General features: G+C 53.8%; 11 protein-coding genes. 5 read left to right on the top strand and 6 right to left on the bottom strand.

The window, feature by feature from the left end:
• The first annotated feature begins 270 nt into the window (after positions 1-270).
• Positions 271-552 (top strand): hypothetical protein, encoded by a 282-nt coding sequence (locus tag AB1598_05825; GenBank protein ID MEW6144520.1) that lies wholly within the window; start codon positions 271-273, stop codon positions 550-552.
• 546 nt (positions 553-1,098) lie between these two features.
• Here AB1598_05825 and AB1598_05830 read toward each other — a convergent pair.
• The 4 genes from AB1598_05830 to AB1598_05845 form a co-directional block, all read right to left on the bottom strand.
• Positions 1,099-1,410 carry a hypothetical protein gene (locus AB1598_05830; protein ID MEW6144521.1) on the bottom strand — a complete coding sequence of 104 codons (312 nt, stop codon included), beginning with the start codon at positions 1,408-1,410 and terminating at the stop codon, positions 1,099-1,101.
• A gap of 304 nt (positions 1,411-1,714) precedes the next feature.
• The gene (locus tag AB1598_05835) at positions 1,715-2,809 is read right to left on the bottom strand and encodes an IPTL-CTERM sorting domain-containing protein (protein MEW6144522.1); all 1,095 of its coding nucleotides are present in this window, start codon (positions 2,807-2,809) and stop codon (positions 1,715-1,717) included.
• A gap of 584 nt (positions 2,810-3,393) precedes the next feature.
• Positions 3,394-3,777, bottom strand: coding sequence for a nuclear transport factor 2 family protein (locus tag AB1598_05840; protein ID MEW6144523.1), 384 nt, complete (start codon positions 3,775-3,777; stop codon positions 3,394-3,396).
• A 587-nt stretch (positions 3,778-4,364) separates the two neighbouring features.
• Positions 4,365-5,054 (bottom strand): hypothetical protein, encoded by a 690-nt coding sequence (locus tag AB1598_05845; GenBank protein MEW6144524.1) that lies wholly within the window; start codon positions 5,052-5,054, stop codon positions 4,365-4,367.
• A gap of 510 nt (positions 5,055-5,564) precedes the next feature.
• Here AB1598_05845 and AB1598_05850 point away from each other — a divergent pair.
• The 3 genes from AB1598_05850 (at position 5,565) to AB1598_05860 (ending at position 8,302) form a co-directional block, all read left to right on the top strand.
• Positions 5,565-6,347: an IPTL-CTERM sorting domain-containing protein gene (locus AB1598_05850; GenBank protein MEW6144525.1), complete on the top strand. Its 783-nt coding sequence runs from the start codon at positions 5,565-5,567 to the stop codon at positions 6,345-6,347.
• A 257-nt stretch (positions 6,348-6,604) separates the two neighbouring features.
• The gene (locus AB1598_05855; GenBank protein MEW6144526.1) at positions 6,605-7,354 is read left to right on the top strand and encodes an IPTL-CTERM sorting domain-containing protein; all 750 of its coding nucleotides are present in this window, start codon (positions 6,605-6,607) and stop codon (positions 7,352-7,354) included.
• A gap of 495 nt (positions 7,355-7,849) precedes the next feature.
• Positions 7,850-8,302, top strand: coding sequence for a protein tyrosine phosphatase family protein (locus AB1598_05860; protein MEW6144527.1), 453 nt, complete (start codon positions 7,850-7,852; stop codon positions 8,300-8,302).
• Positions 8,303-8,786: 484 nt separating this feature from the next.
• Here the strand turns inward: AB1598_05860 and AB1598_05865 are convergent, their stop codons facing one another.
• Positions 8,787-9,422 (bottom strand): hypothetical protein, encoded by a 636-nt coding sequence (locus AB1598_05865; GenBank protein MEW6144528.1) that lies wholly within the window; start codon positions 9,420-9,422, stop codon positions 8,787-8,789.
• Between the two features lie 1,454 nt (positions 9,423-10,876).
• Between AB1598_05865 and AB1598_05870 the strand changes: the two genes are divergently transcribed.
• Entirely contained in the window at positions 10,877-11,143 is a 267-nt protein-coding gene (locus AB1598_05870; protein MEW6144529.1) for a hypothetical protein, read from the top strand.
• Between the two features lie 364 nt (positions 11,144-11,507).
• Here the strand turns inward: AB1598_05870 and AB1598_05875 are convergent, their stop codons facing one another.
• Complete coding sequence (locus AB1598_05875; protein MEW6144530.1) at positions 11,508-13,127, bottom strand: D-alanyl-D-alanine carboxypeptidase; 1,620 nt, start codon at positions 13,125-13,127, stop codon at positions 11,508-11,510.
• Between the last annotated feature and the right edge of the window lie 519 nt (positions 13,128-13,646).

Genomic DNA, 13,646 nt, shown 5'->3' on the forward strand with positions numbered 1-13,646 from the left:
CCTGAGTTCATCGAAGGGCTCGCGATGACAGTAAGTCGGGATCGCGGCAGGCCTGTCCTGAATACTGAATCAAGTTCAGCACAAGCTTGATTCAGGAAAGCAGCTCCTACAAATTTAAATACGAGATTCTGAAACAATCCCGGATCGGAGTCCGGGACATGGTTCGGAATGACAGGAATTTCAATGTGCGGCAAAAACAAAACGGATGAAATCGCCGACCCGATCTGTTACACTTATATAATCACGGGGAAAGTTCGAGGGGGTGATTATATGAAAGCGTTATTAACCGCTCTGCTGATTACGTTCCTTCTGACCGCCGCCCGCGGCGGGGCGCTCGCCGACGATTATTTCGAGAAAGCTGTCTCGCCCGAAGGGGCCGACGACAGGAGCAGCCAGGTTTACCCGGCCTACGATTTCGAAGACGTGATTTTCACGCGAGAATATTTCTACACGCTCGAAGAGGGGAGGGCTCAGCTCGAGCGCTCGGGCGGCACGTGGAAGACGCTCGATTTCAACTTCGGGTTTTTAGGCGGCAAGAGCGAAGCCGAGTGAGCGCGCCTGCAGGTTCGGGCTCTTTTTTTTCCTCTGTAAAATTTTGCTTGGTAACTCCGATATAACTGGTATAATTAATCTTGAATATCCCCTTCTCTACCCTCGCCCCTCATTACTTGTAGTTAAGGAGGGGGGAGGGTTTTTTTTATGTGCCTTGTTTCACTTACATTCCCCAAAGACCCTTACCTATTGATAACAATTAATTTTATAAGCGGGAACCGGTTGGTTCATACACACCGCGAAGTCAAAAATCGCATGCAGGTGCATGCGTGAGGGGCGGCTCCCGTCGTACGGTCGGTTTAATTGGGTAAGACCGATGCAGCAAAGGTTTCTCGAACCCTTATTCCGTAGGAGCGGGTTTCCTGAATCGATCCTGAAATAAACCTGTGCTGAACTTGTTTCAGTATTCAGGACATGGTTCAGGACAGGCCAGCCGCGATGACAGAAAATAATCGCGCCAGGGATGGCGCTCCTACGGGTGGATGTGACGATGCGTCGGAAATTACTGAGTGGACCGGGAACGATCGTGTGAGCACGCACTGTGTGCTAAGGCATCGGGACCTTGAACATGTAGGGGTTCATGCCTCGCGTCGAGTCACGGAAGAGCTTGACGATGTTCGTCTCGTAGAGGTGGAGGAACCGGGAGACTATGTCGAGGCGCCTCGGCGTGAGCGGCGTGCGGCATACGACTTCGAGCGTCCCGTCCTCCCCGAGCTCGGCGTAGAGCTCGGCCAGGGTCCTGTCGGGCTCGTACTTGTGGCTGAGCCGGAACTTGCAGATTATCCTGCCGCTGAGCACGACGCTTATATCGTCTATGTTCAGAAGGATGTCCCCCAGCCTTTCCGATATCGTCTCCATACCGCCAACGCCCCCCCGGCGTTACGCCCTGAAACGGGTTGGAATATATATATAGTATATTACAATTCGGGCTCGGAAGGGAAGGGGGGATGAAGGATGCGGGATTCAGGATGCAAATAGAGTTCCTTCTTTACTATGTTGGAGAAGGACGGGATGAGGGGGATAAATATCACCACCATCCTATCCCCCTTCGCCGAGGCTTCGGGGGACAGGCCGCCTGGCAGGAAGGATGAACGGGTTTGGCTTCCCTGGCGGTTTAAGCGGAGCAGTCCCGCAGGAACCGTATATCGGCACACATTGTGTGTCAGACTGCGCGCATCTTCATTCGTTTTCTGAGCGTGATAAACCCGGCCAGGCCCAGAATCGCGACCATAACCATCATGCCCCATTCCCCGAGGGTCGGAATGCTCTTTGACGGCGCGGGGGCATTCACTATGAACGTCCCGTTATCGACGAGGCCGTCGAGCTGTCCGCCGGATATCGTATCTATCACTTCGTTGTCAGAAGTCCTTATCACCGCCACGTCGTCGCTGAAAATCGCGGTGATGTAGGCGAACTGACCGTCGGGCGTAATGTCCGCTCCGTGCGGGGTGTCCTGTCCAGTCGGGATCGTATCGACGGTGGTATGGTCGGAGGTCCTGATGACGGACACGTCGCTGCTGTTACCGTTCGCGACGTATGCCAACGCGCTGTCGGGCGTGAAAGCGATGTTCCTCGGGCTGCTGCCGACAGTTACGGTGTCGATAACGGTATCGGTCAGCGTGTCGATCACGGTCACTATGTTGCTTCCCGTGGAGGCGACGTAGACGAATTGGCCGTTTGGCGCGACCGTGACGTTCCTGACGAGTGAGCCGCCGGGGACCGGGATGACGTCCGATATTGTGACGGACGCCGTGTCTATCACGTATACCGCATTCTCGACCTGGTCCGCGACGTAAGCCTTCGTCCCGTCGGGGGTGAAGTCGAGGTTGTCGGGGCCTGCGCCCATGGGTATCGAGTCGATTACCGTGAAGTCCGAAGTCCTTATTACCGTGAGAGTGTCCGTTATGGAGCTCGTGACGTAGACCGTGGACCCGTCGGGCGAAACGGCGATGCCGTTAGAGCCCGCGTTGCCTACAGCGACCGCGCCGGCGATGCTAGCGTCCGACGTGTCGATTGCGGTCACGGTATTCCCGCCGTAGTAGATAAATCTGCTGTCCGAGGATACGTCCGAGGTGTCCGCGCTCGAGCCGTTCTGCAGGCGGAATATATAGACAATCTGGTTCGTGGGCACGTCCACGATCGATACGTAGTTATTGTTGTTGCTGCCGATGTACGCGACGGGCTGGGCATATGCGGAGAAAACGGTAAACAGGGGTGAAAATAATAAGCAAAGGTATAACGCTATTGTTCTTGCCATCGACATCCTCCGACTTGCTGGTTGGGCATGAGGCTCACTGCGCTCACTCAAACCCTAACATCAATTTTACACCGGTGCGGGTGATAGGGTCAAGCGCGTTTTTGCCTTTAGACAAGGGGTGTTGCATTCGGCGATGTGTATGCGTATGAGGGATGCGGGATACAAGATGCAGGATACAGGATGCAGGATGTCCGGCTACGTCTTTGACTACCCGGCTTCGCATTGCTATGCCGTGGCACGCGTATTACTTCGCCGTGGCAAGCGCCGGGACGAGCAGGATACGGGATTAAAGAAATGGATTCCCGATTCTTTTTGGCTTGTGCTGCTATGGTGCCGGGATAATGAAGAGTATATGCAATCGGTGGAGGGCGACCGATTCTTGCGCATGCTCAGAATCGTTTTCGGGAATGACACCTCTTTTTCTGTCTTCGCGAGACCGCATGTCCTGAACTTGTTTCAGGATCTAGGTCGTGGCGATCTCGCTTTATTCATGAGATTGCCGCGGTCGCAGACTGAGCTCCCTCGCAATGACAGTTTAAAACGAGATTCCCGATCTTGCGGGGATGACGGGAAGGGAATGTGTGTCAGCCCTTGTCCGGAATGTACGGCGTGATCTGCCAGACGAGGAGGAGCCATTTCCCGCCGCTCTTCCTGTATATAGACGTGACGTGGAAGGTTCCTGCAATGTCGTTGCCTTTGTAACTGATCTCCTCGTCCGCGCGGTAGGAGAGAACCGCGAGGGAGTCCGAGAACGCGAGCAGCCTGAAGCCGTCCATGTCGAACTTATTCAGCACGAGGGAAGGGAAGAGGTCGTTCAAAATCTCCCCGCCCGTGAGCCTCCCGACGTAGTTCACCTCCACGAAGTCGTCGTCGAGGAGGCTCGCGAGCAATGCGGGGTCGCGCTCGAGCCACGCCTTCGCACGTGTCCTTTCGAGCGCTGTGAGATGCTCCATGAGCTCATTGTCCATACCGGTGCGCCTCCACGTCTTTTATGGGAAGAATAAAGACAATTGCGTTGTCAGACAAGCCGTTCGCCGGTTTTCTGCTCCATGTGAGCGGGTTTGTCCCCCTCACCCTGACACTGTTTTGTAGTGGAGGGAATTAACAGTAAAGGCAAGATTGCCGCGTGGAGCCTGTCCTGAGCGTAGTCGAAGGGCAAACTTCCGTAAGCTCCGCTCGCAATTTTAGATGCCAAGTAATTCGAGGACAAAAGTTGTCTCACCTGAATACATATAAAAGCAATTTATTTTTCTTCTTTTCCTTGATGAAAAGAAGCAAAAATCAACCGACAGCACATAATTGGCTAAAAAATCCCTAGTTAACGCAAAAATGTTTCATTCGACCCGCAACCCCGAAACATTTTCACGCGTTAACAGCTGATTTTTTTTTCACGCCAATTCTGTGAATGTCGGGAAATACAAACACCATTCCTTCCATTCTATCCAGGAGAATTCCGGCCGCGAATTATTTAACATCTACAACAATGACGAATAAAATAGGTCGCGGCTGGCCTGTTCCGGACTCGACCCTGGTACTCGCTCCTACGGATGAATAGTTACTCACCGGGTGTCTGGGACTGCTGGCTCTCGTTCTTCACCTTCTGGAGGTTGACGTCGCTCACGCAGTCGCTCACGGCAGGGTAGGTGTTATTGTACTTGTTTACGCAGTAGCTCTTTATGCAGCCCGCATCCCCGCCGCACTGCTCTATTATCACGTCCGATATCCGGGCCCTGACCCGGTCCGTGCAGTAGGCTGTCCAGTCGGGGTCGTCGGCGCCCTTGTAGCCGACCGAGCATTTCTTCTTCACGCACCCGACGTCGTCGCCGCAGATGTCGTATATCTCTCCGAGCCTCTTTTCCTTTATCTCGCTCTTCGCTTTCTCCTCCGCGAGCCTCGCCTCCTGCTCCGCTTCGAGGGCTTCGTTCGTGCTCGACTTCATGTCGCTCGCAAGCCTGGACGCGCCCGGCCTGTCGAGCGTGAGCTCCTCCCAGTACCATATCGTGACGGGCTGCCCCTGTGCGTCCATCTCGACGTAGGAGTTCTTCCACCACACCCTGCCCGACTCCGTGTCTATCTTGTGGACGACCGAGCCGTCCTGAGAGGCGGCGAGCTGGTAGCGGTTCGGGGGGCCGGAAAGGGAGAGTATGATGAGCGTGATTATCACACCGGCGGCTACGCCCGCCGCGAAAGTAACCGCGCCTATTTTCCTGCCTGAATCCAGATCCTCGTTCAGCTCTCCGCTCATGTCTCCTCCTCCGGGGGGATGGTTTTCAACATTTTACCTGACGGCGGGGGGAGAAACGATGCGGGATACAAGATGCAGGATACAAGATTAAAGACGAGATTCCCGATAAAGACATTCGGGAATGACAGAAAGAAAAATCCCTCTGAATTTGGCTTAACTTACCGAGTCACTTCAATTATGTCATTTCTTTGCCGTTTATCACCACTGACCAATTCCTCACTTGCTCGGAATTGTTCCCCTTTGCTAAAGGGAGGGGATTACAGACAAAAGGATGAGATTGCCGCGGTCGCTTCCGGCTTCGCCTAAAGGTTACGCCAGGACAAGACGCCGTGATAAAGCGCTCCCTCGCAAAGACAGATTAAAGATGAGATTCCCGTTCGATGCCGGGAATGACGGAAAGGAAAGGATGAGATTGCCTCCGGATCAAGTCCGGTATGCCGGCCGGTATTGGATTATGCGGGGTTTTTATGTAAAATGGTCGGAAAATTTCTCTCTTATGGAGGATTGGAGATGTTTAAGCTGACGTGCTGCACCTCGGTTGCAAAGATCTATTTAATCCTTTTGACCATGTTCATTTTTTCCGTAACTCCAGCGCTCGCACAGGTGAATTTTACATTCGATGAAGCGGAGTTCCTGGCCCAGAATCCGAACCTGCAATTCCAGAATTTCCTCGGTACGTTCGTAGCGCCGGGGGATTTGCTGGTGTGTGATGATGTTGTGGACTCATCAACAAACGATGATTGTTTCACACCCGGGCAGATTCTCCCAGGCCTGGTATTCCAGGCAAAACCCCAAGGTCTCGGGCCTGCCGAGATAATACTCGTCGGCTCCGATTTTTTTGGTAATGCCAACCCGACGAATGCCCTGATAGCGAACCAGTTCGGCTCGGGCCTCGATATTCTCTTTTTAACGCCGGATACCAACGCTGTCGGAATTACCGCCGGATGCCTGCTCGAGTTCGAACCGTGCACACCGAGGAATATGTCCGTATCGGTATTCGGTGAAAACGGACTCATCGGCACAACAAACCTGCTCGTATCCGACGCATTCGACTCGTTCCTGGGTATTACGTCGACTGAGCCTATTGTGGAGATATTACTGGATAATGAAATACCTATGTCCGGTGATTTCCAGAACGGGTTGCTTGATTTAAGATTCGGAACCAGGGTTCTAGAGATAAATATTCCCACGCTCAGCGAATGGGGGATGATTGCGGCGGCGGGGGGATTGGGATTGGCGGGAGTGTGGTTTGCGGTGAGGAAGAGGAAAAGATCCACGATGCAGGATGCATGATTCAGGATGAAAGATAAAAAGAAAAATCCTCCCTCACCCTCCTTTACAAAAGGAGGGAATAGAAAGGAAAAAAATTGATTCCCACTTCCGCGGGAATAACAAAATTTGCGGCCCCTTTCCTCCGGTGCGGGGGGAAGGGGCTTTTTTGTTTCTTATGCGAAGAGGTTTTCTGAATTTTTGGAACTCCGGAAAAGAGCTGGATTGAATTCATTATTTATTGTAAAATGAATACGACACTTTTCTTAGAGGAGGACGGTGTGATATCCAAAACCATTAACCAAAAGCTAATTGTAAAGCTGTATCTCATTGTAATCTCAGTATTTTTATTTTCTGCACCCTCAGCTTTAGCGCAGGTCACGTTCACGACCGACGACGCGGTGTTCTTCGCGCAGAATCCGAATCTGGCTTTTCAGGACTTCGAGAGCGGAAACGTTGCGCCTGGTGGCAACACCTCTTGCTCCCAGACTATAAACGAGAATACGAACGACGCGTGCTTTTCGCCGGGGGATATACTGCCAGGGATCGAGTTCACTGCCTTATTAAATGTTTTAGTCATTGTGGGACCGGGCTTCAACAACAATCCTTTCGTTGTTCTCGTTCCCAACATCCCTCCGGATTCTCTGGATATAACATTCCCGGGCAATACAGTGAACGCCGTAGGGGTGGATCTGGGCTGCCTTGTCGAAAGCCTGGGTCCCTGCAGCGACACTGTATTTGTTCAGGTATTCGGCGAGGGTGACGTGCTGATCGGCTCTACTTCTGTTGCAGTTACGAGTCTCTTCGATAGTTTCCTGGGTATCCAATCGGCTGAGCCCATAACGAGGATAAATGTTTCAAACGCGGTTCTGGAACGTTTCGAGGGCATAGACGGGATCGCCTTCGGCTTTACGGAATTTGCTACCAACATTCCCACGCTCAGCGAGTGGGGGATGATATCCGCCGCCGTCGGATTGGGATTGGCGGGAGTGTGGTTTGCGGTGAGGAGGAGAAAGGTAAGAGCTATATGATTTCAGTTGGAATATTAATGAGAGGTACCCCCTCACCCTAACCCTCTCCCTCGCTGGGGAGAGGGAAATAAAACGGAGTGGGGGATGATCGCGGCGGCTGGGGGGTTGATGCTGGTCGGAGTGGTCTTTGCTATAAGGAAGAGAAAGATAAAGGCTGTTTGAATACGGTTGATTTATTAATGCAAGGTGTCACCCCCCATCCTAACCTTCCCCCATACAGGGGGAAGGGAAAAGAAGAGTGGGGGATGATGTCCGCCGCTGTTGGATTGGGATTGGCGGGAGTGTTCTTTGCGGTGAGGAAGAGGAAGATGCGGGATGCAGGATAATGTCCATTAACCCGTTCATACTTCGATCCCCCGACGGCTCATAGCCTATGGGCGACGTGCCGCACGCTCAGTACGAACGGCTTAAAAATGAGACCCTGAAACAAGTTCAGGGTGACAAAGGTATGAATGTCTTTTCCCTTCTGGTCAGTGATGGGTATATTTTCCCTGCATGCACCGTATCAAGAACTACGTCCGTGTTAGCGATGATATAGCCACGTCGGGACAGCCGGCGCGGGAGGACTTCGCCGGAATAGCGGACGCGGGTTATGCGGCCGTCGTCAACCTCGCGACGGGCACGTCGCCTGACGCGATACCCGACGAAGGGCAGGCAGTTTCCGCTGAAGGGATGACGTATTACCACATACCGGTCGCGTGGACCGCTCCCGAATTATCGGACCTCGACCGCTTCTTCTCCGTCATGGACTCGCTCCGCGGAAAGAAGGTGTGGATTCACTGCGTCGTCAACATGCGGGCGTCCGCGTTCGTTTACCTCTACAGGCTCATCGAGCTCGGGGTGCCGGAGGATGAGGCGAGGGCCCCGATGGACGAGGTGTGGGAGCCTGACGGGATATGGCGGGCGTTCATCGAGCGGGCGAAGGAGAGTTATGCTGCGGGGCGGTAGGGGTGGAGGGGTGTTGTGCATGCTGGAGAAAGACGAGATGCTGAATATTTTGGGTTGATGAATGAATATGCGGAGAATTGTTACGTAAGTGGATTAAGCCAATGGCGTCCGTTTCGTTTTGGTTTCAATAGTTCATCTCAAGCACATAGACGTCCGAGTATTCAGCCGAAAGAGGCCAGATTCTCACTCGTTCGAATCTGTTACACGCTCAGAAACGTAGTTCAGCATGACAAGATTTTTAGATTCCCGATTAAGACGTTCGGGAATGACAACATTAAAGACAAATCCACCCTAACCCTCCTTTACAAAGGAGGGAATTAAAGAAATCGCGGCTGGAAGCCGCTCCTACAGATTTAAAGATGAGATCCTGAAACAAGCCTGTCCTGAACCATGTCCCGGCATGTCCTGAACTTGATTCAGGAACTCCAATCCGGGATCTATTCAGGAAAATCGCTCCTGCACTGTAGGCGGTCTATCTTGTGTCTCACAGTGCATTGATGCCGGCCTGGAGCTGCAAAAGAAGAGGCTCGTAGATACCGCTATCGGGAACGGGCTCGGTCAGGTCGCACGAGAGCGTTGCGAACACGTTGAAGTAGAGGACCTGATTGTAAAGTATGAGGAGCCTCTGCTCGAATTCGGGAGACGCGTCCACTCTGCTCGGGCCGTCGAGGAAGGTGAACCCGCCTCCGTTGTCGAGCCTTATGCAGCTGCTGAAGAAACTATTGGCCGTCTCGTCGAACGTACCGTCGTTATTGTAGTCGGCGTCAGCCTTGATGAATTCGCACGCCGTGCCCGCGCCCGTGGGTACGCCGCTGAATCCGAAAGTGGTGGTCCCGTCGAATACCAGCACGTAAACGTTGCTGCCGTCAGAGAAGAGGTGCGTGTCGAGCGTGCTTCCGGGAGCGTTGTAGACGTAGAACTCCTCCACGTCATCGCCGTCGAGGTAGGGCGTATTCAGCGAGGGGGAATTGCACGCCGACGGGCTGGATGTGGGCTGCGGCGTAGGCTCGGGAGTCGGCTGGGGGTTTGGGCTGTCCGAGGAAGAGCTTCCTCCGCAGGCGTAAATCAAGGCGATAAATGCAGTTACAAATATAACTAAACGTAATCCTCCAGATTTCATCTTTATCCTCCGATAAAATTTGAACAATTTTACCACAGCAGAATGGATGCGAAAAAACACCGCTGCCGGGTAATCACAATTAATTAAAACTAAAAATATAAAATGAACATAAGTGACTGAAACCTAAGAACAGTTATTAAGAATTAGCTTAAAACAACCAGTCTTATTACCGATTACTAAAATAACCTATATCGCAAAATTTGACAAGTGCAATTACAAATATTAAAATAAACGACATTTTTGTTATCGTCTGTTACCCGTGACATGTAGTCAATACAAGATTTGTATTAGACCTTTTTAAAATCACTTTGGAGGAAGGGGATATTATGAAAAGGTTCACAAGGGTTTTTTGTGCCTTCTGCTTTTTGTTGTGCGGAAGCGCCGCTTTTGCCGAAGAAGTTAGCTTTTGCGTTCTCGACGATTTTCTTCAAATAGTCACTTACAAGGGGCCTGACACGGAATGTTCCAGTCAGGAGATACCGCTCGAAATCACCTCCGGCGAGCAGGGGCCTCCCGGACCTCCGGGACCGCAGGGTCCGCAGGGTGTGGAAGGTCCTCCGGGGCAGATCGGGCCTATAGGGCCTCAGGGTGTGCAAGGGCCAGTCGGAGCAACGGGACCTCAGGGACCTGTCGGCGCAACCGGGCCGCAAGGGCCAACCGGGACGAACGGGCTCAATGCGTTCGTAAACACGACCCCCGAGCCGCCGGGGTCTAACTGCACCGATGGAGGTATTAAGGTGGAATCGGGACAGGACAATATTGTATCAAGCACTACTTTCGTTTGTAACGGAGCTGTCGGACCACAGGGGGTACAGGGAGACACCGGGCCTCAAGGCCCCCAAGGCAATACGGGGCCGACCGGACCGACCGGACCGCAGGGAGACCAGGGGCCTCAAGGACCGACAGGGCCAACAGGTGCTACCGGTGCAACCGGGCCGCAAGGGCCAGCAGGACTCGATGCATTCGTCAACACGACGCCCGAACCCCCTGGCGCTAACTGCGCTGGCGGCGGGGTCAAGGTTGAATCGGGGCAGAACAGCATAGTTACGAGCACTACTTATGTATGTAACGGGCCGGAGGGACCGCAGGGAGCTCAGGGTGATCCGGGGCCTCAAGGGCCGACGGGACCGACCGGACCTGCCGGAGCGACGGGACCAGCGGGGCCGCAGGGTGATCCGGGGCCGACCGGACCCACAGGGGCAACAGGACCAGCCGGTCCAGCGGGGCCAGCCGGGCCGCAGGGCGATCCCGGGCCTCAGGGCGAAGAGGGAGAAGAGGGGCCTGCAGGGCCTGCGGGGCCTGCGATTCAAATAATCGGCGGCGGGACGTCCACCAACCTTTCGAATTCGGGATCAAGTTATTTACCCATGTTTTATTCCGAGACCAATTCTAATGAAAGTCAGGTTCAACAGCTTATGCCGGCCTCGGGTGCGATAACATCTCTCAGGGTACGCTTGAGATCGGCTATTGCTTCGGGTGCGGGCGACAGCTACACGTTTTTCATCAGAAAGAATAGTGCCGACGCATCGGTCACGTGCCAAATAACACACGGAAACCTCACATGCAGCGACACGACTCACTGCATCGATTTTACCGCCAATACGGACCTCATCGCTGTAAGATCCCTGCCTGCCAGTTCTCCGACGAGTCTGCCTGCGCACTGGACGGCGGTCTTCCATCCCGGAGAGACGTGTGCGTCGCTCGGAGCGGGGCCGTTCTGATGTAGGGTTTTGCGCTCTCACGAAGAGCCGATAAAAATTTCAATCCTGGGAATACGAAGCCCGGGTGAATGCTCCCCGGGCTTTTTTGTGCGCGCGGACGTGCGGGCGTATTCGGTTCTGTGTAGGGAAAGAAAAAGCGAGATTCCCGATCGTGGTCGGGAACGACAAAACCTAGATCCTGAAATAAATTCAGGATGACTGATTTAAATGTAAACCCCCACCCGAACCCTCCCCCTTGGGAAGGGGGAGGGAATTAGTTGGTTGTGCTGAACTTGTCGAAGTAGGACGTGTCGGGCTGCGTGTGGTGGTAAAAGCAACAACGGTTCACTAGAATCGTATATGAGCGCACAACGTGCGCTTTGTGTTAATAATCCCGCCAGAGGATCGCGGAGATCGTGCCCTCGTCCTGGAATATGTCGAGCAGCTGATCGAATTCGACTATGGGGACGTCGTTGACGACGAGCTGGTAGACGAGACGTCTGCCGCTCTTCGTGTCGATATAACCCCCGAACGCCTGCCCCTTGATCACGAGGCCCGACTCGTCGCCCGCGGCGAACGTGCCGGTCTTCGCGTGGACCTGTCCCTTTGCGCCCGCAAGCGAGGGGTCCTGCTCGAAATCGGTCACGAACCCGAGGGAGCCGTCCACTCCGAGTATCGGGAGCGCGTCGAAGAAAGTGTCGAACGCCTGCTGGTCGGTCATAATTTCAAGCCATTGGGTCACTACACGGTTGGTCGCGGTTGTATCGCCGCCTCCGCTCCCGTCGACGAAGAAAAACTCGTCGCCGGGTATGCCGTAAACCGTGGTGAGAGATTCCCTTTCCTCGACGAGCGCGTCGTCCATGTTATCTACACCGGCAGTGAGTCCCCAGAGGAGGAGGCTTGTGTCCGCGCCGATGTTGTAGCTCACTTTCAGGATTAGCCTCGCGTAGTCACCATACGGAAACGAAACGAAGGTCGTTACGAGGTCGTCCTGCGAGTACGAATCCTTGGGCGGGAGCTTCGCGACGGGGTTCAGGGCCACGGTGTCGGCGAGCACAGTGACGCCCGCGTCTTCCAGCAATTCGATAAGCACGGTGCGCGCGTAGTTCTGAGGCTCGACTATTCTGAAGGTTCTTATGAGCGGGAACTCTTCCGTGAGGGGCGGTATGAAATCGATAGGGAGCTGTCCCGAAATCTCTCCCGAGCAGCCGGGCTCGCCGAAGCACGGGGGGAATTCCGGGTCGAGTTCGAGCATGAACTCTGTTCCCGGGCCGCTCGTGACTATATCATTCTGCACGGTGAATGCGGCGGATTTGGGACGCCAGTCGACGGACGCTTCCATTCCGACCGAGGCCGGATTAACAATCAGGTCGACGCAGTCGTCGTTCACGAATATCGGCCTGATCGCGAAATTGCCCTCGTTCCTGAAGGGGTAGGGCTGGAAGAGCCTGTCGTCGATGACGACGTCGTCCACCTGCGTGATGCCCGCTGCCGCTATCTGCTCGGCTATCGCCTTGTATCCCTTGAGCGGGTTGGGTTTCGTGAGCACGGCGTTCCCGAGGGAATTCGCCTCGTTGTGGTCGAAGTTGCTGATCGCGAACTGCCCGTTCGCCTTGGTACGGCCGCCCATCGAGATGTCGCCCGAGGCGACGAGGATGAGATTGCCGTCGAGCACCCCCGAGCCGTCGACTTCGCCTTGTTTGTATATCGGAGTGACGAAGTGGGTGTCGGCTCCGATTGCATTGAGCAGCTCGCCGACTGAAAAGACCTTTCTGACAGAGCCGATGAAGAACGGGTAATTTGGTTTCAAGTCGATGAGCACTTCGCCTGTTTCGAGGTCAACTACGCGGAGCCCCCATATGGCTCCATTGTAGAATGATTTGTTGAATATCGCGCGGATGTCGGCCGGGATGTTCGAGCCTCCGCCGTTATTGCAGCCTCCGACGAGGCCGAACGCGGCCGTGAAGACGAGTAAAAGTGATAGTAATGCTTTCCTGTATCTCATTGTCCATCCTCCTTTAAGGCCGAGTGGCATAGATTAACACGAAAATATAAAGATTAATAATTATAACCCCGGCTGGATGGAAGGGGGAGACGGGGACTACGCCTCTTACTTTGCACGCCCGAGCAGGATGTCTGGCTACGTCTTTGACTACCCGGCTTACCGGCTTCGCTTCGCTACGCCGTGGCATGCGCCGGGACATGCATGGTGCAGGATACAGGATGAAAGAAATGGATTCCCGATTTATTTCGGCTTGTGCTGCCGAGGAGCCTGAATAAAGAGACTTACTTGCAATAAGCCATGAGCGACCGGTTCTCACCAATTTGGCTTCCGTTGCTACGATGCGGAGAAATAATAAGATTCGTGCACACATCCATTAGAGACCAATTTATTTTGGCTTCAATAGAGCATCCCATGCTATAATCGTCCGTGTATTCGGCCGGAAGAGACCGGATTCTCTTATTTTGGCTTAAATCAGTAAGTAGCCGGGGATAATTAACTTGTGAGTAATCTGTCTAAGGA

The organism is Thermodesulfobacteriota bacterium (assembly GCA_040754335.1).
Classification (GTDB): domain Bacteria; phylum Desulfobacterota_D; class UBA1144; order Nemesobacterales; family UBA2774; genus 2-12-FULL-53-21.